The 25,250-nt window shown below is 45.3% G+C and carries 26 protein-coding genes; all 26 read left to right on the top strand.

The annotated features are described in order from the left end of the window. Positions 1–59: 59 nt before the first annotated feature. On the top strand, positions 60–929 hold the full coding sequence (yabG, locus tag NSQ99_RS02235) for a sporulation peptidase YabG (RefSeq protein ID WP_251671310.1): 870 nt from the start codon (positions 60–62) through the stop codon (positions 927–929). A 157-nt stretch (positions 930–1,086) separates the two neighbouring features. Then, positions 1,087–1,362 (top strand): biofilm formation stimulator Veg, encoded by a 276-nt coding sequence (gene veg, locus NSQ99_RS02230; RefSeq protein ID WP_251671308.1) that lies wholly within the window; start codon positions 1,087–1,089, stop codon positions 1,360–1,362. 131 nt (positions 1,363–1,493) lie between these two features. Continuing rightward, on the top strand, positions 1,494–1,676 hold the full coding sequence (locus NSQ99_RS02225; protein ID WP_251671306.1) for a small, acid-soluble spore protein, alpha/beta type: 183 nt from the start codon (positions 1,494–1,496) through the stop codon (positions 1,674–1,676). 103 nt (positions 1,677–1,779) lie between these two features. Then, positions 1,780–2,637 (top strand): 4-(cytidine 5'-diphospho)-2-C-methyl-D-erythritol kinase, encoded by an 858-nt coding sequence (gene ispE, locus NSQ99_RS02220; protein WP_251671304.1) that lies wholly within the window; start codon positions 1,780–1,782, stop codon positions 2,635–2,637. Positions 2,638–2,717: 80 nt separating this feature from the next. Beyond that, positions 2,718–3,548 carry a pur operon repressor gene (gene purR / locus NSQ99_RS02215; RefSeq protein ID WP_251671302.1) on the top strand — a complete coding sequence of 277 codons (831 nt, stop codon included), beginning with the start codon at positions 2,718–2,720 and terminating at the stop codon, positions 3,546–3,548. Positions 3,549–3,773: 225 nt separating this feature from the next. Continuing rightward, positions 3,774–4,055 carry a septation regulator SpoVG gene (spoVG, locus tag NSQ99_RS02210; protein WP_251671300.1) on the top strand — a complete coding sequence of 94 codons (282 nt, stop codon included), beginning with the start codon at positions 3,774–3,776 and terminating at the stop codon, positions 4,053–4,055. A gap of 118 nt (positions 4,056–4,173) precedes the next feature. Further along, positions 4,174–5,565: a bifunctional UDP-N-acetylglucosamine diphosphorylase/glucosamine-1-phosphate N-acetyltransferase GlmU gene (gene glmU / locus NSQ99_RS02205; protein ID WP_251671298.1), complete on the top strand. Its 1,392-nt coding sequence runs from the start codon at positions 4,174–4,176 to the stop codon at positions 5,563–5,565. 12 nt (positions 5,566–5,577) lie between these two features. After that, entirely contained in the window at positions 5,578–6,138 is a 561-nt protein-coding gene (gene pth, locus NSQ99_RS02200; protein WP_251671296.1) for an aminoacyl-tRNA hydrolase, read from the top strand. A 57-nt stretch (positions 6,139–6,195) separates the two neighbouring features. Beyond that, positions 6,196–6,426 (top strand): anti-sigma-F factor Fin, encoded by a 231-nt coding sequence (locus tag NSQ99_RS02195; RefSeq protein ID WP_251671295.1) that lies wholly within the window; start codon positions 6,196–6,198, stop codon positions 6,424–6,426. Positions 6,427–6,561: 135 nt separating this feature from the next. Further along, entirely contained in the window at positions 6,562–10,092 is a 3,531-nt protein-coding gene (mfd, locus tag NSQ99_RS02190) for a transcription-repair coupling factor (RefSeq protein ID WP_340834751.1), read from the top strand. A 70-nt stretch (positions 10,093–10,162) separates the two neighbouring features. After that, a complete protein-coding gene (locus NSQ99_RS02185; RefSeq protein ID WP_340834750.1) occupies positions 10,163–11,299 on the top strand; it encodes a peptidylprolyl isomerase in 1,137 nt (378 codons plus the stop codon). A gap of 375 nt (positions 11,300–11,674) precedes the next feature. Further along, complete coding sequence (locus NSQ99_RS02180; RefSeq protein WP_340834748.1) at positions 11,675–12,283, top strand: sigma-70 family RNA polymerase sigma factor; 609 nt, start codon at positions 11,675–11,677, stop codon at positions 12,281–12,283. Beyond that, positions 12,284–12,463: a YvrJ family protein gene (locus NSQ99_RS02175; RefSeq protein WP_340834747.1), complete on the top strand. Its 180-nt coding sequence runs from the start codon at positions 12,284–12,286 to the stop codon at positions 12,461–12,463. Further along, positions 12,450–12,710, top strand: a complete 261-nt coding sequence (locus NSQ99_RS02170; RefSeq protein WP_340834745.1) for a helix-turn-helix domain-containing protein — start codon at positions 12,450–12,452, stop codon at positions 12,708–12,710. The genes NSQ99_RS02175 and NSQ99_RS02170 overlap by 14 nt, the downstream gene beginning before the upstream one ends. Before the next feature lie 288 nt (positions 12,711–12,998). Beyond that, positions 12,999–13,541 carry a stage V sporulation protein T gene (spoVT, locus tag NSQ99_RS02165; protein WP_251671283.1) on the top strand — a complete coding sequence of 181 codons (543 nt, stop codon included), beginning with the start codon at positions 12,999–13,001 and terminating at the stop codon, positions 13,539–13,541. 1,090 nt (positions 13,542–14,631) lie between these two features. Next, the gene (locus NSQ99_RS02160) at positions 14,632–16,194 is read left to right on the top strand and encodes an oligosaccharide flippase family protein (protein ID WP_340834744.1); all 1,563 of its coding nucleotides are present in this window, start codon (positions 14,632–14,634) and stop codon (positions 16,192–16,194) included. A gap of 30 nt (positions 16,195–16,224) precedes the next feature. After that, positions 16,225–17,730, top strand: a complete 1,506-nt coding sequence (gene mazG, locus NSQ99_RS02155; protein ID WP_340834743.1) for a nucleoside triphosphate pyrophosphohydrolase — start codon at positions 16,225–16,227, stop codon at positions 17,728–17,730. Positions 17,731–17,907: 177 nt separating this feature from the next. Further along, positions 17,908–18,180, top strand: a complete 273-nt coding sequence (locus tag NSQ99_RS02150; protein WP_251671276.1) for an HU family DNA-binding protein — start codon at positions 17,908–17,910, stop codon at positions 18,178–18,180. Between the two features lie 3 nt (positions 18,181–18,183). Then, positions 18,184–18,465, top strand: a complete 282-nt coding sequence (locus NSQ99_RS02145; RefSeq protein ID WP_251671274.1) for an RNA-binding S4 domain-containing protein — start codon at positions 18,184–18,186, stop codon at positions 18,463–18,465. Between the two features lie 122 nt (positions 18,466–18,587). Beyond that, positions 18,588–18,872, top strand: a complete 285-nt coding sequence (gene yabP / locus NSQ99_RS02140; RefSeq protein ID WP_251671272.1) for a sporulation protein YabP — start codon at positions 18,588–18,590, stop codon at positions 18,870–18,872. Continuing rightward, positions 18,869–19,474 (top strand): spore cortex biosynthesis protein YabQ, encoded by a 606-nt coding sequence (gene yabQ, locus NSQ99_RS02135; protein ID WP_340834739.1) that lies wholly within the window; start codon positions 18,869–18,871, stop codon positions 19,472–19,474. Before yabP ends, yabQ begins: the two co-directional genes overlap by 4 nt. Positions 19,475–19,477: 3 nt before the next feature. Continuing rightward, positions 19,478–19,774: an FtsB family cell division protein gene (locus NSQ99_RS02130; protein WP_340834736.1), complete on the top strand. Its 297-nt coding sequence runs from the start codon at positions 19,478–19,480 to the stop codon at positions 19,772–19,774. A gap of 120 nt (positions 19,775–19,894) precedes the next feature. Further along, the gene (locus NSQ99_RS02125) at positions 19,895–20,386 is read left to right on the top strand and encodes a S1 domain-containing RNA-binding protein (RefSeq protein ID WP_251671267.1); all 492 of its coding nucleotides are present in this window, start codon (positions 19,895–19,897) and stop codon (positions 20,384–20,386) included. Between the two features lie 281 nt (positions 20,387–20,667). Further along, positions 20,668–20,841 carry a hypothetical protein gene (locus NSQ99_RS02120; protein WP_251671621.1) on the top strand — a complete coding sequence of 58 codons (174 nt, stop codon included), beginning with the start codon at positions 20,668–20,670 and terminating at the stop codon, positions 20,839–20,841. A 163-nt stretch (positions 20,842–21,004) separates the two neighbouring features. Further along, the gene (gene ltrA / locus NSQ99_RS02115; protein ID WP_340834732.1) at positions 21,005–22,267 is read left to right on the top strand and encodes a group II intron reverse transcriptase/maturase; all 1,263 of its coding nucleotides are present in this window, start codon (positions 21,005–21,007) and stop codon (positions 22,265–22,267) included. A 438-nt stretch (positions 22,268–22,705) separates the two neighbouring features. Continuing rightward, positions 22,706–25,171, top strand: coding sequence for a stage II sporulation protein E (gene spoIIE / locus NSQ99_RS02110; protein ID WP_340834730.1), 2,466 nt, complete (start codon positions 22,706–22,708; stop codon positions 25,169–25,171). Positions 25,172–25,250: the final 79 nt, after the last annotated feature.

The following is a 25,250-nucleotide window of genomic DNA, read 5'->3' as shown; positions in this document are numbered from 1 at the left end:
TGTCAGGACTCACCATTTTTCTTCACTATCCATACGATAGATGAAGAGGTGATTAGCCTATGAAGCAAGGTGATTTAGTTGTTCGTCAATCGTATGGCGGAGACGTATTATTTCGAATCGAAGCGATGCAAAATGATTATGTAATCCTAAAGGGGTTAGATTTTCGTCTGCTGGCAGATGCACCAAGACATGACCTAGCATCGATTCACGACCAAGCAGCAAGCCAAGCCGCTTATATGGCAGTGCGTAACAAGGTCAATCAAGCTTTAAGACAAATCAATACAACACTAGAGGAGCCTGCGTCCATTGGCTCAGATGGACAGCGTAGGCGGGATACCCTTGACAGTGACATGTATTTTGAATGGCCAGGCAAGGTGCTGCATCTGGATGGCGATGCGAATTATTTGAAAAAAAGCATGCAGCTGTACGAAGCGACAAAGGTGCCGGCAGAAGGCTTTTATGTAAGTGAGTCGAAGATGGCTGACGCGCTGCTTCGTCTGCTTCCTGTTGTTCAGCCTGACATTGTTGTCATCACAGGTCATGACGGCGTGCTTAAAAATCGCGAAGGCATTGAGCTAGCCAGCTTAAGCAGCTATAAAAACTCTCAGAATTTTGTTAATGCTGTGAGAGTAGCTCGTGAATATGATCGCAATCGAGACAGTTTGGTAGTCGTTGCTGGAGCCTGTCAATCCCATTATGAAGCGCTGCTGCACTCCGGTGCGAATTTTGCAAGCTCACCAGGTAGAATACTTATTCATGCATTAGACCCGGTTTACGTAGCGATCAAAGCGAGCTACACACCGATGAAGAGCATTATAGATTTGCCTGACCTTGTATCCGGTACAATAAGCGGTATAGATGGGGTGGGCGGGATCGAAACGTTTGGCCGTTATCGTGTCGGTTATCCGCGACCAAAATCGTATGTATAAGAAGAAAAAACGATGGCATAATAAAAAAATATTAATTTTGGATGAAATGGGCGAATTAACCGTTGACAAGAAACCTGAGCTACTGATATAATATTTTGCTTATTTGACAAACACCTCAATTTCCGTTATAATGGACAAGGAAAGAGGTGGTAGATCGATGGCAAAAAATACGCTATTGGAAATAAAACGCAGCTTAGAAGCTCATGTTGGATCACGAATTATGCTTAAAGCAAATGGTGGTCGTCGCAAGACGGTTGAACGTACTGGCACGTTAGAAGAAACCTACCCTTCTGTCTTCATCGTCAAACTCGATGAAGATCAGCACGCGTTCAAGCGCGTGTCTTATAGCTATGCGGATATACTAACGGAATCGGTAGAAGTGACGGTTTGCAATGATGAAGGAGAAATCCGTATTGCACATCTTCAACAATAACGGACGTATTACGTATAGAATTGGTAACACAGTGAAGACGCGAATTGCTCGCGTCTTATTTTTTTGCCAGCATGCTATGGTTACATCTGTACATACTAAGCTTATGTTTCATCTAAGGAGGCTATAAGCGTATGGGCAGAAGAAGAAAAGTAATGTCTGAGCAGCTGAAAGTGGAAATTGCTCGTGAGCTCGGGATTCTAGATACGGTAGAGAAGGAAGGCTGGGGCGCCATAAAAGCTAAGGATGCCGGAAATATCGTTAAGCGCGCCATTCAAATAGCTGAGGAAGCTGCAGCCCGCGATATGAATAAGTAATGACGAAAAGCTAAACGAGGCTGACGATGCAGCATTGTTTAGCTTTTCTGCTTTTCGTTTGCTATAATGTACCTATGCTAAAATGAACGGGTGAATAGGATTCATGAAAATATACGAAAAAGCGCCAGCCAAAATTAACTTAATTTTAGATGCATTACGAAAGCGCGAGGATGGCTTCCACGAGGTTGAAATGATCATGACGATGGTTGATTTAGCGGATCGTCTAGAGATGGAACCATTATCGAGAGATCAAATTATTATTAGCTCGCAAGTCGGTTACATACCGCTTGATGAAAAAAATCTAGCCTTTCAAGCAGCTCAGCTTATTAAAGAGCGTTATGGTGTAAAGCAGGGTGTCTATATCCATCTCGATAAAAAAATTCCGGTCGCAGCTGGCTTAGCAGGTGGGAGCAGCGATGCTGCAGCTACATTGCGTGGGCTTAATCGTTTATGGGGGCTGGGTATTTCGGAAGAGGAGCTGTGTCAGCTAGGCGCTGAGCTAGGCTCTGATGTGCCGTTCTGTGTAACAGGAGGTACTGCGATTGCGACGGGGCGAGGGGAGAAGCTGGAGCGTATTGCAAATCCTCCTCAATGCTGGGTCGTGCTTGCGAAGCCGCCGATCAATGTATCTACAGCAGATGTGTATGGTCGTTTTCGTGTAAACAAAGTAGACAAGCATCCTTCGGTTGCAACGATGCGTGCTGCGTTAGAAGCGGGATCGTTCGCTGGAATGTGCTCTTCGCTTGGCAATGTGCTGGAGCAGGTGACGTTAAATCTATACCCTGAGGTTCGGCAATTAAAGGAAAGTATGATTCGATTAGGCGCCGACGGTGTATTAATGTCAGGAAGCGGGCCAACTGTATTTGGTCTAGTGAGTAAGGAAGCAAAGCTATCTAGAATATATAATGGGCTTCGTGGATACTGTAAAGAGGTGTATGTTGTTCGTATGCTTACCTCCTAATTAAGGAATCACTTGATTAAACCCGTATAAAAATGTAATAATGACATTATATTATTCGGATTTAGGAGGGGGAGAATACGTTGAAAAAGTTTAAGCGTAGTTCACGGCTTGTAGAAATGACTCAGTACCTGCTTGCTCGTCCCCATACGTTAATTTCACTAACTACGTTTGCAGAACGCTATCAGTCTGCTAAATCCTCGATTAGCGAAGACCTTGCTATCATTAAGGAAGTATTTGAGGAAGAGGGGATCGGTCAGCTGCATACATTAGCTGGTGCTGCAGGCGGAGTTATGTTTAAACCAATGATGCCTAAGGAAACCTCATTAAGCATTATGCAAAAGGTTTGTGAAGATCTTCAGCAGCCTGATCGCGTATTGCCAGGCGGTTATTTATATATGACGGATTTGCTTGGACATCCGGAATTGCTAGCAGATGTCGGAAAAATGTTCGCGACAGCATTCGCAGATCGACAGGTCGATCTTGTGATGACGGTAGAGACGAAAGGAATTCCTTTAGCTTATGCTACGGCAGCATGCATGAATATTCCGGTCGTAATCGTTCGTCGCGACAATAAAGTGACAGAAGGCTCCGCTGTAAGCATCAACTACGTATCTGGTTCTACAAAGCGAATTCAGACGATGTCGCTTGCAAGACGTGCGCTTAAGGAGCAATCAAGGGTTCTTATTGTCGACGACTTTATGAAAGTCGGCGGAACGATTCAAGGGATGATCGATTTACTGCATGAATTCAATGCTACGGTTGCAGGTGTTGGTGTATTTGCAGAGTCTGGTGAAGTTGAAAACGATGAACGTTTATTAACTGATTATGTATCATTAGCAAAGCTAACGTCAGTCGATCTGAAAATGAAACAGGCCGAGGTTGTACCAGGAAATTATTTTAGCGTAGATTAGCTGCTTTCAACAGCCTTTGAACGCAGCTACGATCGCGCATAGCATCTGTTGGCTTTTGTCGCATAAACCTTGATTTCAGCGCATTATGTCGAATGCAGTAGAATACTTTTAAGTTGCGAAAAAAAAATTAAAAAAAGTATCAAAATTGTCAAAAAACAAGAAGGATTTAGCTTCAAAATGTGGAATTATACACCAAGTCTCCAATAGACAAAGGTGGTGAACACAATGCAAATTACTGATGTAAGACTCCGCCGCGTGAACTCTGAAGGACGTATGAAGGCGATTGCATCAATCACGATTGATAATGAATTTGTCGTTCATGATATTCGTGTAATCGATGGCAACAACGGTATGTTTGTAGCTATGCCTAGTAAGCGTACTCCAGACGGAGAATTCCGCGATATCGCTCATCCTATCTCTTCTGCTACAAGAGAAAAGATCCAATCTGCTGTATTAGCAGAATATGAGCGTGCAGCTGATGAGGTTGCAATCGAAGAAGTTGTGTAAAACCGATGTACTGGTTACTGTTTTTACAAGGGGGAGAAGAGAGCTGAAGCTCTCTTTTCTTTTTTTGTATAATACGATATATTCAGTTGAGGAATGGTATTAAGGAAGGGGTAAGTCGATGAAAGTAATGTCTATTGTACTGGCTGCAGGTCAGGGGAAACGAATGAAATCTAAGCAATATAAGGTGCTCCATTCGGTTGGTGGAAAGCCGATGGTAGGACATGTGATCGATACAGTTAAGCAAGTGAACAGTGAGAAGATCGTCGTTATCGTAGGACACGGTGCGGAGCAGGTCATGGCCTATATCGGAGATCAAGCTCAATACGCAAAGCAAGAGCAACAGCTAGGAACGGGTCATGCTGTCCAGCAGGCTGAAGCGTTGCTTGGGAAGGAAGAAGGCACGACCATCGTCATCTGTGGGGATACCCCGCTCGTTAAGGCTAGTACGATAGAACAAATGCTGCAGCTTCACCAGCAAAGCGGTGCAGCGGCAACGATATTGACTGCTTCCTTTGATGATCCAACCGGATATGGCCGAATTATTCGCAATGCTGATGGATTTGTAGAACGCATTGTGGAGCAGAAGGATTGCACAGCTGAAGAAGCTGCGGTTAAGGAAATCAATACTGGCACATATTGCTTTGACAATAAAAAGCTATTTGAAGCATTAAGCAAAATTACGAACAACAATGCACAAGGCGAATACTATTTGACGGATGTTATCTCTATCTTCAAAAACGCAGGGGAGATCGTTCAAGGCTACTGTACAGCTGATCTAGCAGAGGCAATCGGCGTTAATGACCGCGTTGCATTAGCAGAGGCAGAGCGCCTGATGCGTGAGCGTATTAACCGTCAGCATCTCGTAAACGGTGTTACGATTATCGATCCAGCATCAACGTATATCGAGTCAGGGGTCGAGATTGGTGCAGATACCGTAATTTATCCTGGCGTTGTGCTAAAGGGCAGCACCGTGATAGGTGAGGATTGCGTTATTGGTGCTCAATCTGACATTACGAGCAGCATCATTGCCAGCGGCGTGTCTATTAAGCATTCAGTGCTGGACAAAGCCGAGGTTGGCGATGGCAGCAGCATCGGTCCGTTTGCTTATTTGCGACCGGGCAGTAAAGTCGGCAAAAATTGCAAGGTTGGCGATTTTGTAGAATTAAAAAATGCTCAGCTTGATGATGGCAGTAAAGTATCTCATCTAAGCTATGTCGGTGATGCAGTCGTTGGTAAAGAGGTTAATATCGGATGCGGCGCTATTACGGTCAACTATGACGGTATTAATAAGTTTAAGACTGAAATTGGTGATCATGCGTTTATTGGCAGCAATGTCAATTTGATTGCGCCAGTTAAAGTTGGTGAAGGCGCTTATGTTGTTGCAGGCTCGACCATTACGAAGGATGTACCAGCAGGAGACCTAGCTATCGCTCGCCAGCGTCAGGAGAATAAACCAGCTTATGCCGATAAAATTCGTGCACGTGCTAGAGCAAAGAAGGAAAGCAAATAAGGAGAACCTGTCATGAAATGGATTGTAGGCCTAGGTAACCCTGGCTCCAACTATGAAAAAACAAGACATAATGTCGGCTTTATGGTGATCGATGAATTAGCGCGTCGCTGGGGAATCTCTGTAACGCAGAGCAAGTGTAAGGCGCTAATCGGCGAAGGAAACGTCGCTGGTGTTAAGGTTGCTTTAATTAAGCCAATGACCTATATGAATTTATCCGGTGAATCCGTTCGTGCGTTTATCGATTACTACAAGCAGGATATTGCTGATGGTATGATCGTTTACGATGACCTCGATACGGAAATTGGCAAGCTGCGCCTACGTTATCAAGGCAGTGCAGGGGGCCACAACGGAATTAAATCACTTATTGCACATCTTAATACACAAACCTTCAATCGTGTCCGCATGGGCATTTCTCGTCCTGAGCCTGGATATGCTATTGTTGATTATGTATTAAGCAAATTTGCGAAAAATGAACAGGATAAGCTGGCAGCTATGATTGATCATGCATGTGATGCGATTGAATATAGCTTAACTCATCCGTTTGAGGATACAATGGGGAAGTATAACGGGTAATAGATTGTAAGCAATTGGGCATACTGAAGGTTATAAAAGACCTTCAGGAGGCATAACATGGCTGTAAACTATATTTGCAAATATTGCAGATCACATATGGGGACGATTGACAATTCAATAGTTTCCGAGCATCAGCTGGGCTTGCATTCCTTGACCGCTGACGAACGTAAAGATATGATTACGTATGATGGAAACGGTGATCTCGTCGTTCATCTCGTATGTGATTACTGCAATGAAGCGCTAAGCAGTAACCCTGAACTAAATCTCGTCAACAATCCGTTACAGTAATGTATGTAAACTAGCCGTCCATAAGACAGATTTGTTTTGTGGAGGGCTTGTTTGTGCATGAAAATCATAAAGTTATACTGCGAGATGTGATAAGGGATATCTATGCTGTAGCTGAGAAATGAGGTGCCTCAAACTTTGAAAGCGCTAATTGATTTATTTAAAGAAGATTCAGAATTAAAATCCGTAGTAACTGGCTTCAGTAAAGGAATGAAGGAGCAGATGGTGTCTGGACTTGCAGGCTCATCCCGCCAAGTCTTTCTTGCAGCACTGGAGCAGCAGCTAGACAGACCGCTGCTTGTCGTTACTCACAACATGTTCTCCGCTCAGAAAATTGCGGAGGATTTACAGGATTGCATGCCACAGAATAAAGTGATGCTCTATCCTGCCAATGAGCTGATGGCTGCAGAAGCTGCTATATCTAGTCCTGAGACGCTTGCACAGCGAATGGACGTGCTTATCTCGCTAGCGAAAGGCTATCGCGGGATAGTTGTTGTTCCTTTTTCCGGTATAAGACGTTATCTGCCAAGCAAGGATTCGATTATCGAAGCCGAGATTACGATCAATGTCGGGCAGGAGCTGGCAATCGATCAATTTATATATAAGCTCGTTGAGATGGGCTATACGAGAACCGACATTGTAGAGACAAAGGGCGAATTTAGTGTACGAGGCGGCATTATTGATTTTTATCCGCTTACTTCTAAGCTAGCAATTCGTGTGGAATGGTTCGGCGATGAGATAGATTCGATTCGAAGCTTTGATACGACAGATCAGCGTACGGTAGAACGGCTGGAGCAATACATTGTACCGCCTGCGCAGGAAGTGGTAGCTGCAAGGCAGCGGATGGAGACGGCAGCGCGTCATGCGACCCATTTGCTAGAAGGTCAGCTAGATAAGATGAGCGACCGTACAGCGAAGGAGAAGCTAAGTGAAGAGCTCGGAGCAGAGATAAACAAGCTAAAAGAGGGGATCTACTTCTCTGAAATATATAAGTATATCTCGCTGCTATATCCTGAGAAGCAAACGATGATAGATTATATGCCTGATGATACGCTGCTTGTGCTGGATGAACCAAGCCGACTTATTGAAACGGCGAAGCAGCTGGAGCGGGACGAGTCAGAATGGAATTTACATTTACTGCAGAACGGAAAGTCTCTGCCAAGCTTCGTGCTGGCTAGAGATACGAATGAGATATTAATGCATAGAAAATATCCAACGTTGTTTTTGCAGCTGTTCTTGAAGCAAATCCCGCATACCCAGCCGCAGAACATAGTAAATATCACGACTCGTACGATGCAGAACTTCCATGGTCAGATGAACGTGCTGAAGTCTGAAATGGAGCGCTGGCGTAAGAATGGAAGCACGATTATTATGCTAGCTGGCAAGAAAGAGCGGCTAGACCGGATGCATCGAGTGCTGGAAGACTATGAGATTAAACCGCCTACCTTGCTTGAGGGCAACCTGCAGCAGGGCTTTGAGCTGCCTTCGTCTAACCTAGTGGTGATTACGGAAGGCGAGATGTTTACGCAGAAGCAGCGTAAGGCACGCCGCGTAGATAAGAAGCTGGATAACGCGGAGCGCATCAAAAGCTATACGGAGCTTAAGGTTGGCGATTATGTTGTACACCAAAATCACGGAATCGGTAAATATATCGGCATCGGTACGCTTGAGATAGGTGGTATTCATCGCGATTACCTCCATATTGTGTATGCGGGTGGCGATAAGCTGTCTGTGCCCGTCGATCAAGTCGATCTGATTCAAAAATATGTCGCCTCTGAAGAGAAAGAGCCTAAAATCAATAAGCTGGGCGGCACGGAATGGACGAAAGCGAAAAGCAAGGCTCGCGCCTCTGTTCAGGATATCGCGGATGACCTGATCAAGCTATATGCTGAAAGACAAGCTACTCCTGGCTTTGCGTTTAGTGCGGATACGACCTATCAGCAGGAATTTGAAGCGATGTTCCCTTACGAGGAGACAACTGACCAGCTGCGTGCCATTGAAGAGATTAAGCGGGATATGGAACAGGCTCGTCCGATGGATCGATTGCTATGTGGAGATGTCGGCTACGGGAAGACAGAGGTAGCTGTGCGCGCTGCGTTCAAGGCAGCGATGGAAGGCAAGCAGGTGGCTGTGCTTGTCCCGACGACTATTCTTGCACAGCAGCACTATGAGACGTTCAGAGAGCGATTCAGTGGTTACCCGATCAATGTACAGGTAATGAGCAGATTCCGCTCACGCAAGGAGCAAAACGATACGATCAAGGCCTTAAAGAATGGAACGGTGGATGTCGTCATTGGTACGCATCGCCTGTTGTCCCAAGACGTCGTGTTCCACGCACTTGGGCTAGTTATTGTCGATGAAGAGCAGCGCTTTGGCGTTACGCATAAGGAGAAGCTGAAAAAGCTAAAAACGAGTGTGGATGTGTTGACGCTTACTGCAACCCCTATTCCTCGTACATTGCATATGTCAATGCTTGGCGTGCGCGACCTGTCCGTCATCGAGACGCCGCCGGAAAATCGATTCCCAGTGCAGACCTACGTGCTGGAGCATAGTCCTGCTCTTGTGCGTGAGGCCATTGAGCGAGAGCTCGCTAGAGGTGGTCAAGTCTATTATCTATACAATCGTGTTCAAGGCATCTACCAGATGGCCGAGGAAATTAGTGCGCTTGTGCCAGGTGCACGCGTAACGGTTGGTCATGGACGCATGAGTGAACAGGAGCTCGAGAAGACGATACTGGACTTCTTAGATGGTGAGTCAGATGTACTTGTCAGCACATCCATCATCGAGACCGGTGTAGATATTCCGAATGTTAATACCTTAATCGTTCATGATGCAGATAAGATGGGCTTGTCACAGCTCTATCAGCTGCGTGGCCGGGTAGGGCGTTCTAATCGGATTGCTTATGCATATTTTACCTATCAGCGTGATAAAGTGCTGACAGAGGTTGCGGAAAAACGTCTGCAATCGATTAAGGAATTTACGGAGCTAGGCTCAGGCTTTAAGATTGCTATGCGGGATCTATCGATTCGTGGAGCGGGCAATCTGCTTGGTGCTGAGCAGCATGGCTTTATTGCCTCTGTTGGCTTCGAAATGTTCTCCCAGATGCTTGCCGAGGAAATTAAGCTTAGAAAGCTGCAAATGAACGGTGAAGCTGTTGAGGAGAAGAAGATCATTCAGACGACGATTGATTTAAGCGTCGATGCGTATTTACCGAATGAATACATTTATGACAGCATGCAAAAAATCGAGATTTATAAAAAGGCAGCAGCTGTATCCTCCATTGAGGAGTCCGATGAGCTGATTGGTGAGCTGCTGGATCGCTTCGGAGACTTACCGCAGCCTGTTCTCAATCTTATGACTGTATCAAGGCTGAAGGCGTTAGGCTCATCACTAGGTATCGTTAGCATTAGTAGTCGCGGCGAGGATTTCAGACTAACGTTCGATCAAGCCCCGAAAAAGAAAGCAATACGTCGAGATATCGATAAGCTTTGCATGAAGCTAGAGAATCGTTTTAAGCAGGCACGTGAAGAAGAATCCTCATACTACGTTGATCTACGTGGGAAAGGTCTCAATATGGAACAAAAGCTTCATCTTACGGAGAAGTTTTTGTTTGACTATGTCGATCTGCAGCAAAAGGAAGAGGAGCTGCACAAAACGATCTCATCATAAAATTCGCTTTTTGATAAATGAATCTGCTACAATGAGTAGCAGATTCTAATTTTTTGAAAGGGGCTTGTACATGCTTCACAAAAAGACAAACAAGAAGATAAATAAATACTTAATGCTTTTATTAACGGCGGTGCTGTGCATCGGCTTACTATCAGCTTGTGGCAAAGATGATGAGTTAAATCCAGGTCTTACTTTTGCTGACGTGGAGGGCGGAGAGGTTGTAGCGACCTATAAAGACGGCTCTGTAACAGATAAGGAGTTTAACAAGTTCAAATCCGCACTGGCGCTTACGCAAGGCATGGATCCATCTATATTAGATATGGAAGGCTATCGTGAATATATCCTTGAGCAATATATCGTTTACAAGGTTCTAGCTGGAAAAGCAACAGAAGAACAGCAGACAGAAGCGAAGGATGAAGCGCTAGCGAACTTTACGCAGTTCGAAGAGATTTTGAAGGGCTCAGGCGATGTTAATGAGCAGCTAAAAAGCTACGATTTGACGCGTAATGATGTGGCAACGTTTCTAACGATGGGCAGTGCCGTATCAAAATACATCGACTCACAAATTACAGATGAGATGATGAAGACAGAGTATGAGGATAATAAAGCTGATTACTCGTTGTACGATGTCCGTCAAATTGTTATCAATCTAGCAGTTCCAGACGCTGAAACAGGCGAAACGAAGTCTCGTACAGAGGAAGAAGCGCTTGCTCTTGCACAAGAGGTGAAAACGAAGCTAGACGCTGGCGGAAGCTGGGACGAGCTAGCCAAGGAATACTCTGATGATGCGACGAAGGATTCTGGTGGTGTCTACACCGATTATATGGGTGGCAGATGGTATGAGCCGGTTAAAGAAGCTGCTTATACGCAGGAGCTGAACACCGTTGGTGATCCGGTGCTGTCACCAATTGGCTATCATATCCTCATGGTTGAAGGTCGCGATGTGCTGGAGTATGATGCTGTTGCACAAACAACGAAGGACATGATTCGTTATGTGCTCTCTAATACCGTTATGGACGATTTCATGAATAAAGAGCTTCCTGAGTATGAGATCAATATTACGCTTCCTCCAGTTAACAACGCAGAACCAGATGCTGCTGAGGGAACGGAAGAGGCTGGAAACGAACCATCCACGGATGAAGCTGCCAATGAAGAATCAACAGATGGAGCTGAATCAGACTCAACGTCTGAGGAAGCAGCACAGTAACCAGCTAGCGAAGTTACGACTAGTCTACGAGCGGCTCTGTGGGAGACCATAGCCCTCAACATAAATAACATTAGCAAAAGGAACAAGCAGTAAAGGACAGCTAGGTGAAGCACCTGAAGCCTTTATTACTTGTTCCTTTTTATATTTGCCTAAAAGCTTTCGGAGAAAGCAGCCTTTAAAGAGTACACTTTAGTGCATGGATTAGTTAGGTCATTGTGTTCTTGTTTAGTGTTACGATTCAATTTATAATAGGCTTCAGCGGACACCCTCTATTTTTTTTGCCTAAATATACGAACATATGTTCTCATTTTGGTTGTAATATGCGATGGAAAACACACTTTAATAATTAGAAGGCGATATAAAGGAGGGATTGTGGTGAAGGAGCATAGCGTCTTTCTAATGTTTCAGCAATTGCATCCAACATTGTTCGAGGATCGAGCGATCAGTAAGTTTTTTGAAAATCCCAACCACATTATTCTTTTTGTGGAGGCCGTGATGCACCCATCTGAGGAGAAGATGCAGGACTTTAAGCATAGACTCAGTTCATTTCTGTTCAGCCTGCGGTTTACAAGCTATATGGTATCGTTGATTCGATATGCAGCTATTGATCATCATCGAAAAAGAAGAAGATATATGGATAGATGCTTATTAATTTATGATTCTCCGGCTGGCGATGAGGAGAATGGGAACAGCGTAGGTGATTTTTTGCTTGAAAAGCAGAGTCAATACACTACTAGTACCGCTGCTGAGGATGAATTAATGGCCTTTGAAAGCACAATTGAGGATGAGCAGCTTCACGAGCAATTTATAAAACTGACTGACCGGCAAAAACATGTCGTGACGCTATACTACGCAGGAAGCTTTAAGGATGCTGAGATCGCGGCACTACTTGATGTAACGCAACAGGCAGTTTCAAAAACTCGAAGAGCCGCCATAAATAAAATGAGAAAAAACATGATGCCGAATAGAACGGAGGTATGTTAATTGCAGGATACGTCATTACTTTCAATGCTCACGTCTTTTATCTCTGAGCTAGGCTTTCCCATTGCTGTGGCGGCATTTTTGTTGCTGCGCTTTGAAAAGAAGATCGAGGCTTTAAGTGAACGTGTGAATGCGCTCACTCAAACGCTTAGAGAGGAGCGTGAAAAGAATGGATCAACATGATTTACTTAAGCTTGTCGTCAATGCCCAAGCAGGCGATAAGGGAAGTATGGAACAAATTATTACGAGGTTTGAACCTCTGTTAAGGAAGATTTGCTCAGAAGTGGATTATCACGAAAGAAATGAATTGATTCAGCATGTTCGTGAGAAAATAATACGGTCCGTACAGAGCTATAAATTTACGTCCATTCCCAATCATGATCATTTTTTTTCATTGATGGAAAAGTGGATAAAGGAGCAATCACAATAGCGGTAGCGAGCTAGGAGCATAACTTTCATGCGATGGAGTAAGTCCTCTCTTTCATTCAAAATCATTCAACAAAATGTATAAGATGTTAGATATGGATGAATACTATGTTCAGATTCAATTTTTGGCTACGCTGTTAGAATCGTTAGAAAAAATGTTACATGTGGCATGAATGGAAGCGCTATTCATCGCCGAAAGCGTTCGGTGTGGTCTAAACTAATTGTACATTTTGGTTTTTATACAAGCGGTATTTCACGCTATTTTAATCGATGTGAAAGAGAGGTATTTAGGATGAAAGCTACAGGTATTGTTCGTCGTATTGACGATCTAGGTCGTGTTGTTATTCCTAAAGAAATTCGTCGTACGTTAAGGATTCGTGAAGGCGATCCCCTAGAAATTTTTGTTGATCGTGACGGCGAGGTTATACTTAAGAAATACTCACCAATCGGTGAGTTGGGTGATTTTGCGAAGGAGTACGCAGAGTCTCTATTTGAAAGCGTAGGGCATATAACAATTATTTCAGATCGGGACTCCGTTATTGCCGTGGCTGGGGCTTCCAAGAAAGAGATGCTTGATCGAGCAATTGGACAAACCCTTGAAACATGTATGGAAAATCGAAAAACGCTTATGGAAACCAATAGCGGGAATTATGAGATCATTAAGGATAACCAGGACACTTATAACTCCTACGTCGTGGCGCCTATCATCGCAGGAGGCGACCCAATCGGTACCGTTGTCATTATAAGCAAGGATGAAAACATGAAGATTGGACAGCTAGAGCAGAAGATGGCTGAGACAGCTGCAGCATTTCTAGCTAAGCAAATGGAACAGTAATCGACATTTTTCACGTGGAACATATGGGCTTCTGTTGCTGTAGGCGACAGAAGCCTTTTTGCTGAGTGGAAGTTCAAAATATCCAGCTTTGATCACGAAGCAGCACTGAGGGCTTAATCGACGTCGAATCTTGAATTCAGCGAGGCCTTCCGGTGCTCACGTACCAATAACAAGCGAATGCTTCCGAAGCCGTTTTCTACAAAAACGTGTAGCTCCGCTCCTCATGCCCCTAGCTTCATCCAAGCTTCTCGGTGCTGAAAGCCGAACACTTTGAACCTGATTGGAAGGGGAAGTTTGAACCTGATTGGAATGGAAGTTCAAAATGTCGAGCTTTGATCACGAAGCAGCACTGAGGGCTTAATCGGCGTCGAATCTTGAATTCAGCGAGGCCTTCCGGTGCTCACGTACCAATTACAAGCGGATGCTTCCGAAGCCGTTTTCTACGAAAACGTGTAGCTCCGCTCCTCATTCCTCTGGCTTCATCCAAGCTTCTCGGTACTGAAAGCCCAATATTTAGAACCTGATTGGAAGGGGAAGTTCAAAATATCCAGCTTTGATCACGAAGCAGCGATGAAAGCTTACTCGGCATCGAATCTTGAATTCAGCGAGGCCTTCCGGTGCTCACGTACCAATTACAAGCGGATGCTTCCGAAGCCGTTTTCTACGAAAACGTGTAGCTCCGCTCCTCATTCCTTAGGCTTCATCCAAGCTTCTCGGTGCTGAAAGCCGAACACTTTGAACCTGATTGGAAGGGGAAGTTCAAAATATCCAGCTTTGATCACGAAGCAGCACTGAAAGCTTACTCGGCATCGAATCTTGAATTCAGCCAGGCCCTCGAATGCTCACGTACCCACTACGTACGCTGCGCTTCTCAGTCCTTAGGCTTCATCCAAGCTTCTCGGTGCTGAAAGCCGAACATTTAGAACCTGATTGGAATGGGAAGTTCAAAATATCCAGCTTTGATCACGAAGCAGCACTGAAAGCTTACTCGGCATCGAATCTTGAGTTCAGCAGATCGCTGAAAGTTGAACTTTTCGAGCAGGCATTTATAATGGAGGGATGGTGTACATAACTGACATAAGAAGGTAGTGTGAGAGGTTTGAGCATTCGAAAGCATTGGCTGAAGCTAAGCGGCTATGGGGCGCTGTGGCTTACGGCAGCAACACTACTAACGAAGCTTATTGGCGTACTGCAGAAGATTCCTTTACAAAATTTAGCTGGTGATGCTGTTTTTGGCATATATAATATCGTTTATCCGATTTACCAGCTTATGATGGCTTTGGCCATCGCTGGCATACCTACCGCACTTGCTTCATACATAGCTGTGCTTAGACCCGAGGAGCGACTGCGATCGCTACGAGTGGCGCTCGTTATGAGCAGTGTAACGGCAATTATTTTATCATTAATCGTATTTACGACAGCACCAATGCTTGGGGAGTGGATCGGGCATCCTGAGATCGCCAGCTCTCTGCGCGTACTCGCAGCAGCGCTATGTGTAACCCCGCTTATTGCTGTTTATCGAGGGTTTTACCAAGGAATTGATGATGCACGAAGCTCCTCACTGTCTCAGCTAATAGAGCAGCTCGTACGTGTGTGCTGTATGCTGCTTGCCTTGTGGATTGGTCTATCCATGGGATGGTCAGATGGTAAGCTAACAGCTGGTGTGATGTGGGGATCGGCATTTGGTGCTGGTGCAGCCTTATTATGGCTTTGGTATCAAAGGCCACGACAGCCATTCACTAGGCACAGCTTTCAGCTGTCCGTGCTGGAAGCAAGATCACTCATTAAGCTGGCGCTGCCTACTGCGCTCGCGGCAATTGTCGTGCCGATTGTTGCAGTGGTCGACGCCTTAAGCATCCCTCGCTTATTACAAGGTCATGCCGAGGACATTATGGCTCAATTCGGTCAATATAGTCGAATCCAACCACTTATACAGCTCGTTTCTATGCTGCTTGGAGCCTTTGCAGCAGGCTTCTTACCGCGCTGGATGAATTATGGGGCTGATCCAGGCGCTCTGAGGCTATTAGGACCAAGGCTGCTGCTTATGCATCGTATGGCTTGGTTTGTTGGCTGTGGGGCTACCGTAGGCTTGCTTATGCTAGCGGAACCAATAAACATTATGCTGTACAAGGATACTGTTGGGTTAGAAACGTTTCGTTACCTCTGCTTGACGACATTAACGAGCAGTCTGCTCGCGGTGCAGGCACCACTGCTGCAGGCAGCTGGTGTTTCACGACTCCCGCTTTGGCTGCTTGTCATCGCTGGAGGCAGTAAGGCATTATTGAATATATGGCTGGTTCCAATCTACGGCATTACGGGTGCTGCTATCGCAGCGAATTTTGCATTGCTGCTGCCCGCGTGTCTCGGTGCTATTGCATTAAAGCTTGCGGTGCGACAAATGAGCAGCTACGCTGAGCAAGAAAAGGACAACCCATCGCTTGTGCAATCCCTTATATCGACTGCAGTGGCGATGTTAACGATGGGCCTTACTCTATATTTGTTTCAGCTCATTCTGCTGCCAACAGGTGGTGTGAACAGGCTAGAGATGACGTTGTATTCACTAATGGCGGTTGTCGCTGGTGCGCTTGCGTATAGCTTAGCGCTTTGGATTACTCGAGGGGTGACTAAGCAGGAAATAACATGGTTAGGATAAAGAGGACGTAACGCATAAGGGGACGAGAATATGAACAAGAAAATTACGGTTGTAGGACTAGGCTCCGGAGATGCCGATCAGCTAACATTAGGGGTATGGAAGCTTCTGCAGCGTGCAGACAGATTGTATGTGCGGACGAAGCATCATCCGATGATGACGATGCTGGACGCTGAAGGCATCGCTCATACGAGCTTTGATGACATCTATGAGCGCCATAGTAACTTTCCAGATGTATATAAGGAGATTGTTGATGCACTTGTAGCAGAGGTCGAGCGATTGGCACAGCATGAGACTAGTGAGCCGCATATCGTATATGCAGTTCCAGGTCATCCCATGGTAGCAGAAAGCACCGTTCAGCAGCTGCTGACACGCTGTGAGGAAAACGGTATTGAGCTATGCGTTCGAGGCGGAGAAAGCTTTTTAGATGCTGCATTCGCTTCTCTCAAGTTTGACCCTATTGAAGGCTTTGTATTGCTGGATGCAGCGGAGCTAGACCCTTCGCAGCTGCAGCCACGTCTACATACGCTTATTGGACAAGTATATGATTCATTTACGGCCTCTGACGTTAAGCTTGCATTAATGGAGCGATATCCGGATGATTATGAAGTGATCGTTGGTCACGCGTTAGGTGTAGCAGGGCAGGAGCAAATTCACAAGGTGCCACTCTATGAGCTTGATCACCTGCAAGGCTACCATAACCTGTCGATCATTTACGTGCCTCGTTCTTCGGAGGCTGCACTACAAAACCGCATGTTCGATCGCTTGCACGAAATCGTGCGGATATTACGCAGTCCAGAGGGCTGTCCTTGGGATAAGGAGCAAACGCATCAATCGATTCGCAAAAACTTCATCGAAGAGCTTTATGAAGCACTAGAGGCGATTGATAACGATGATCCACAAGCGATGCAGGAGGAATTTGGCGATGTGTTGCTGCAGTTGATGCTGCATAGCCAGATGGAGGAAGAGCTAGGCAGCTTCTCTATCTATGACGTCATTGAGACCTTGAATGAGAAGCTCATATACCGTCATCCTCATGTCTTTGGTGATCTGTCAGCTCAGAGTGCAGAGGACGCACTTAAAAGCTGGGATGCGATGAAGAAGCAGGAGCAGGAGGAGAAAGGAATTGCAGCCAAGCGGCCTTCTCAGCTCGACGGCATACCGAAGGATTTACCAGCACTATTAACGGCCTATAAGCTACAGAAAAAAGCAGCAAAGGTAGGATTCGATTGGGATGACATTGGGCCTGTCCTTGATAAAATCGCAGAAGAGCTAGAAGAGCTAAAGCAGGAGCTAGCGTCTGGCGATCAACAGAAGCAAGCTGCAGAGCTAGGTGATCTATTGTTCGCGGTTGTCAATGCAGCACGCTTTATCGGAGCCGACCCTGAGGAGTCTCTAGCGAAAACTAATCTCAAATTTAAAACTAGATTTCAATATATTGAGAAGCAGCTTCGTATAAATAATAAAAGCTTTGACGATACTAATTTAATAGAGATGGATCAATGGTGGGACGAAGCAAAGAAGATGAAAAATGACTAATTGTCGTCAAAATCAACGCTTATTCAGCAAATCTTGTAAAAAATTTAATAGGAATAAGAAGGATTTTGTAAACTTTAGTTGAATTATTAATCTTCGTGAGAACAGAACGTACATACTGAGCCTCACTAATTGGCGCTAGCCTATAATTATGGATGCATTGTCAGGAGGAATATAACAATGAACAAAACAGATCTAATCAATAACATTGCAGAGAAAAATGGTCTTACTAAACGTGATGTAGAAACCGTAATTAACGGATTTCTAGCAGAAGTAACGGATGCACTAGCAAACGGCGATAAAGTACAATTGATCGGCTTCGGTACGTTTGAGACTCGTAAACGTTCTGGTCGTGTTGGCCGTAACCCGCAAACAGGTGAAGACATCAACATTCCAGAAACAACTGTACCTGCATTCAAAGCTGGTAACAAACTGAAAGAAGCGATCAAGTAATCTATGCGTCTTGATAAATTTCTCAAGGTATCACGTTTAATTAAGAGACGTACCGTTGCCAAGGATGTTTCTGAACAGGGACGGATCTGGATAAATGGTAGAGAAGCAAAGGCTAGCAGTACAGTGAAGGTAGGCGACGAGCTGCAAATCCAGTACGGTCAGAAGATTGTAACGGTTCGTGTAGATCGAATCGCTGACACGACACGCAAGGACGAAGCAGCCGAGCTGTATACCTTGTTGAAAGAAGAAGCACGCCCAAAAGAGAACATTATCGATTGGGAATAGATGCTGTTAAGAAGAGAGCACGCTGAAAATTATCAGCAGGCTCTCTTTTTTGTTGTTCTAAACTAAGGCATCCTTCCATACTTTATAGGGAGACCAGAACAATTGAAGTGGAGGACGAGTCTATGTCAGAACAGCAAAAAAAGCAGAAGCAGCAGGACGTGCGATTAACGAATCGTAAGCTGCTGGAGCTTACTGGGGTAACGAAGGTTGAGAGCTTCGATAACCAGTTGTTCTTACTGAATACAGAACTAGGCATGCTAACCGTAACCGGACATAATCTGCATATGAAGCATCTAAGTCTTGAGCAAGGACTAGTCGCAATAGAAGGTATGATTCAATCTCTCGCCTATTCTGATGGCACCCATGCAAGTAAAGGCAAGGGTGTATTCGGCAAGCTGTTTCGATGAGCTTAACGATTCAGTGGTTAACGCTAGGAGCTATGATTATGTCAGGCATAGGAATGGGAATTTTGTTCGATGGCTATCGTGTGTTGTCATCTGAATTTAAATTCCCCCGCTGGACTCTATCTTGTCTCGATATAGCGTATTGGATTGCCTCAGCTATTCTAGTATTCCGAATGCTATATGTAAGTAATTATGGCGAGGTACGAGCATATGTATTTATCGGACTAGCTGTAGGAGCCATATTATATTATTGGCTGTTTAGCTCATTTACCACGACGCTTACGAAATGGCTCATTCAAGCCATAAAGTGGCTGTTATCTGGAATTATTCGAATGTTCCAGCTGCTCATTGTTAAGCCGCTCCTGTTTCTGTGGATGGTTGTCCTTTATATTCTAAATCTTGGGACTAAGTTCACTATTGGAATCGGAAAAATTATGCTACAATTAGTTCGTCCTATCCTAAAATTAGTCCTATGGATGCTGTCTCCGATAACAAAACCGTTATTAAGATGGCTTGAACCCTACGGGAAATCAGGAATGGAGAGGCTGAAACAGTTATGGCTGGCAGCGGCGAAACGTCTGCCATCGTGGTTAAGGAGGAAGTAGCGAATGGTGCAAGGGAAGTCGGTTCAAGCTGCAACGAAGCGTAGACTTAAGATTTGGCTATTTCTAATTGTGTTATTTATGAGCTGGGCGGTATATACTGTCATTAACCAGATGTATCAAAAAGACCATTTGAATGAACAACTATTATCACTTGAAGCGAATCGTGACGTAATGGAACAGAAGCTTCAGGAATTGGAAAATAAAGTGATGCTGTTAAATGATCCAGAGTATATGTCTCAGCTTGCGACCAAGGAACAAGGGCTCGTAAGAGAAGGAGAGCAGCAAATTTTTAGTGAGTAACTGTGGTGCCTGTCTGTTGACCTTGTTTCGTTCCTTGGTTATAATCACTTTTATAAGCTACCTTTTATATTATTATTTAGGTAGTCCTAATAATACTTTAAGAGAGGAACATTTTATTTTATGGCAATTGAAGTGGGCGCCAAATTAGAAGGTAAAGTGACTGGCATTACAAATTTCGGAGCATTCGTTGATCTATCCGGAGGAGTCACTGGGCTGGTTCATATTTCAGAAATCGCTGATAACTATGTTAAAGATGTAAAGGATCATCTCAAAATTGATGATGTCGTTACGGTAAAAGTGATCAATGTGGACAAAGATGGTAAAATCGGCCTTTCAATCAAACAAGCTGTTGATCGTCCAGCTGGTGAACAGGCTCCGCCTTCTCGACCAGGAGGAAATAGCGGAGAGCGATTTAATCGCGGTGGTGGTAGCGGCAATAATGATCGCGGAGGACGTCCATTCAACAAGCAGGGCTTTGGTAAGCCTAATTATAGCAAACCTTCATTTGAGGATAGAATGTCTAAGTTCTTAAAGGATAGTGAAGAGCGCATTTCATCTTTAAAGAAAAACACCGAAGGTAAACGCGGTGGTCGCGGCGCAAAGCGCATGTAATATAATGAACAACTGAACTTCAATGATAACAAGCAGAGCGAAAGCTCTGCTTTTTTGTGGTGTGCCCAGCATGGGCGCTATCTCTAGGGTTCAAGTCCCGAATGGTGAAGGCAGTAGTAGCCATAGCTTAAGGCAAGGGTGTCCATCGCGAGATGGAATCTGAAGGAAGCCAGCGGCAAATCTCCGGTCTGAGGGACACGAACTTCATACAAGGCTAGCGTACGTTGGATGAAGTTGCCGCACAAACTGAAGTCCATACTGCCGAAGGCGTACGAGAGTAAATGAAGCAGATAGATGGAGAGGAAGATAGCGTTCTTACCTGGGGAGATCTGTGCGGAATGCGAAGTGAACTTCGTAACCTTGCCCACGAGGGCGAGCTGAACGTACAGAAGTCAGCAGAGGTCATAGTACGCAGGCTGTTGCAACAGCTAGCGGAAGGACCGAACATGGAATAGGAATGAAGAATCTTGGCGTTCGAGGATGGGCGATGAAAGCAGACAATCCGAAAGGACTTATCTGAGGAAAGTAGCGGTGAATACGCGAGGGTACTCGGAAGGGCAGAGCTCATCAGCGGCACAAAGAGAAAGAATCATTCACGCAAGGGAGTTGTATCTAAGGATGATCGAAGAAGTACTGTCACGAGAAAACATGCTATCGGCGCTAGCGAGGGTCGAAGCGAATAAAGGAAGCCACGGCGTAGATGGCATGTCGGTAAAAGATTTACGCAGACACCTCGTACAACATTGGCAAACCATTCGCGAAAGCATAAAGAAAGGAGCGTATGAACCGAGCCCAGTCCGTCGGGTCGAAATCCCGAAACCGAACGGTGGAACTCGGCTCTTAGGCATACCTACGGTGACAGATCGCCTCATTCAGCAAGCAATCATCCAAGTATTAACGCCTGTATTTGACCCAACGTTTTCCGAGCAAAGTTATGGATTTCGCCCACAACGGCGAGGGCATGATGCGGTAAGGAAAGCACGAAGCTACATGGAAGAGGGATACCGCATTGTGGTAGACATTGACATGGAGAAATTCTTCGACCGAATCCACCACGACCGCTTAATGGCAAAGCTGGCGGAACGAGTGACAGACAAAATGGTGCTGAAACTTATTCGCGGCTATCTGCAAGCGGGAGTAATGGAAGGTGGTCTCGTTCAATCGACAACGGAAGGAGCCCCGCAAGGAGGTCCACTTAGTCCGTTATTATCGAATATCGTCCTAGACGAGCTGGATAAGGAACTGGAAAAGAGGAACCTCCGTTTCGTGAGATATGCCGACGACTGCAACATCTACGTGAAAACGTGGAAGGCAGGACAACGAGTGATGAGCTCCATTACTGCATTCATCGAAGGAAAACTGAAATTGAAGGTTAACCGAGAGAAAAGTGCGGTTGCCCGTCCATGGAAGCGCAAGTTTCTAGGGTTCACGTTCAGCTGGGAGAAGAAAAATCCGCGAATAAAGATCGCAAAGCCATCACTAGATCGAGTGAAAGCAAAGATTAAAGCGATCACCTCTCGGAGTGAGCCGATCCCGATCGAACTACGAATAAAGGAACTCAATCAATATCTTACAGGTTGGTGCGGTTATTATGCATTAGCCGATACGAAAAGTGTGTTCCAAGGGTTGGACGAATGGATAAGAAGAAGGCTTCGAATGTGTATATGGAAAGAATGGAAGCAGCCGAAGACAAAGGTCAGAAAACTGCTGTCGTTAGGCGTTTCGAAACAAAAGGCACACGAATGGGGAAATTCGAGGAAGAAATACTGGAGAATTGCATGTAGCCCGATTCTTCATCGGTCACTAGACAACCAATATTGGTCATCTCTTGGACTGAGAAGTTTAACGGACAGATATAATCACTTGCGGAATATGACATGAACCGCCGTGTACCGAACGGTATGCACGGTGGTGTGAGAGGACGGGGGCTAGCCGCCCCCTCCTACTCGATTTCACGTAACATCCTACAACGCTTCTTGTTCGGGTGCTTCGTAGCAGGCTGTAGAACGAAAAGCTTAACATGTCGACTTTGGCTTATATACCAAATACTTTCAGTCACTTTTCATCATCTGCATGCGTAAGTCTAGTCCATTCGCCAATAAGTAGGCCTGTTTCCGACAAAGCGGCAATCCATCCTTTACCTTATGGCTTTGTCTGTAACCTTTGATAGTACTGGCTCCAACGCTAATCCGACATCACTTGCGAGACGCTTGTTTTTGTCGGAAAAAACTTTTGACGTGACACCGCCATCTGACAAAAAAAGTTGGCATAAGCCACTATAATGGGGAACACACAAATAAAGTAATGGTGGTGTAAAGCATGAAGAAAAGTGAAAGTGCAGTAGTCAGCTTTAACATCGGAGAGCGGTTGATGCAGATGAAGGGGGTACAGGGTGCCTACCAACAAATTGCAAGTCGAAAATGGCAAATCGTTCTTGTAGCTCTAGCTTTTTTACTTGGACGAGCTGTAATTTTAGAATCGCTCATGTCCTTTGCTGTTGCTTATTTTGCGGTAGTCTATTACATGCGCCGCGATGTCGCGTTTTTGTCAGGGCTAGCGATCGTGCTGGGCAGTACACTGGCCTTACAGCCAGCTCCACTGTGGATTGCGCTTGAGCTGCTCGTTGTATACTTACTGTTCAGAGGTTTGCAAGCGTTTGAAAAGGTAACGATATCGAGAGTTCCGTTAATCGTATTTATATCAGTCATATTAGTGCAGCTGTTTCATGCTTTTATTGGCAATACGTTAGACTGGTATAACCTAATGATGGTTTTTGTGGAAGCGGGACTTGCCTTCGTACTAACGCTCGTATTTATTCATGCGCTTCCAGTAATTACGCTCGCAAGAAAATCTGCCAAGCTAAAGAACGAGGAAATGATCTGTGTCATGATTCTGCTAGCATGTATAATGACGGGTACGGTAGGCTGGATCGTTCAAGGAATTTCTGTTGAGCATGTGTTATCTAGATATATGCTGCTTGTGTTCGCAATGGCGGGTGGTGCACCGCTTGGTGCGACGGTCGGTGTGGTAGCAGGGCTTATATTAAGCTTGGCTGATTATAGCGCTGTGCTCCAGATTGGTGTGTTGGCCTTCGCGGGCTTGCTTGCAGGCTTGCTGCGTGAGGGCGGAAAAATGGGTGCGTCCTTCGGTCTATTACTTGGCTCCTCTATCTTAACGATCTATGTTGGCAGCCAGGATCAGATGTTTACATCGGTATGGGAATCTTCCTTTGCTGTGCTGCTGCTTCTCCTTACACCGAAAGTTCTTATCCAATCGATAAGTAAATACGTTCCCGGTACAATAGAAAACAATAAATCACATTATGAGTACGCAAAGCATATTCGCAACGCTACAGCGGCGCGCGTTCTTCATTTTTCGGATATGTTCAAGGGCTTATCGAATAGCTTCTATCCGAATTACACGCTGGAGAAGGAACAAAACCATGAGGAACAGATCAGTCACTTTATGGAGGCGGTTGCTAATGAAAGCTGTGCAGGCTGTCATCGGCAAAAGGTATGCTGGGGAGACAAGCTGCTACAGACACGTAAGATGATGAATGAGATGATGAGCAGCATGGAGGCTAGTGAGGGACGGGTGAAGGATGTTCCGAAGGCATGGCAGACACATTGTGTGCATGTACCGGAGGTTCAGCTCGCGATGAAGCATCAATATGAGCTTCATATGGTGAATTATAAGTGGCAGCGTCAGCTGCATGAGCTAAAAGGGCTCGTTGCGGATCAGCTGCTAGGTGTATCACAGGTGATGGAGGATCTATCGCAGGAGATTAAGCGCGAGGGACAAGCACTGCATATTCAAGAGGAGCAAATCAAGGAGGCTGTGGAAGCGCTTGGCCTCTCGATCCATAGTATAGATATTGTTAGCTTAGAAATGGGAAATGTAGAAATCGAAATTCAGCATTCCTTCGAGCAAGGCTTTGAGGAGTGCCGAAAAATTATCGCACCACTGCTTAGTGAAATCCTCGGCGAGAATATTACCGTACGCAGCGAATCACCGGTAGCGACGCACAGTGAGCTGCAGCGAGCCATCTTTATGTCAGCCAAGCAATATGAAGTAGATATTGGTGTTGCAGGTGTCGCTAAGGGAGGCGACCTATTATCAGGAGACAGCTTCAGCATGATGGAGCTGGACAATGGCAAATTCGCAGTCGCGATTAGTGACGGAATGGGCAACGGTGAGCGTGCGCGTCAGGAGAGCAGCGCAGCGCTAACTATTCTTCAGCAGCTGCTGCAGTCAGGAATGAATGAGCAGCTTGCCGTAAAATCTGTTAACTCTATCTTATTGCTTCGTTCTCCTGAGGAAATCTATGCGACAGTAGACTTGGCGATTATTGATCTGTACTGCGCGAACACGACCTTTTTGAAAATAGGCTCCACACCAAGCTTCATTAAGCGAGGGAATGAAGTCATCCCGATTATTGCTAGCAATTTGCCAATCGGAATTATACAGGAAATTGACGTCGATTTTGTTCATATGCAGCTTATGCCGGGGGACTTACTTATTATGATGAGCGACGGCATCTATGATGCGCCGGGTTATGCGGTGAACAAGGAGCTTTGGATGAAGCGCGTCATTAGCGAGCTGCGCAGCAACGATCCACAGCAAATTGCTGATAGCTTGCTAGAGACCGTTGTACGTTTTCACGATGGAGTCATTAACGACGATATGACCGTACTCGTTACGAGACTTGATCGATACGTGCCGCAATGGGCTACCTTCAAATGGCCAGGCATCTCAAAAATTGAACGCAAAAAAAGCGTAAGTTAGACCTGTACAGCCCTTTGTCGTTCTGTTGGTTACGTTCAGCAGGCGTGCAAGGGGCTTTGATATGTTATGGGCATCAATA

This window comes from Paenibacillus sp. FSL W7-1287, from assembly GCF_038004245.1.
In the GTDB taxonomy this organism is placed as follows: domain Bacteria; phylum Bacillota; class Bacilli; order Paenibacillales; family Paenibacillaceae; genus Pristimantibacillus; species Pristimantibacillus camelliae.
Note: the sequence above shows the minus strand (reverse complement) of the source record. Positions and strands in the feature narration are given on the sequence as shown.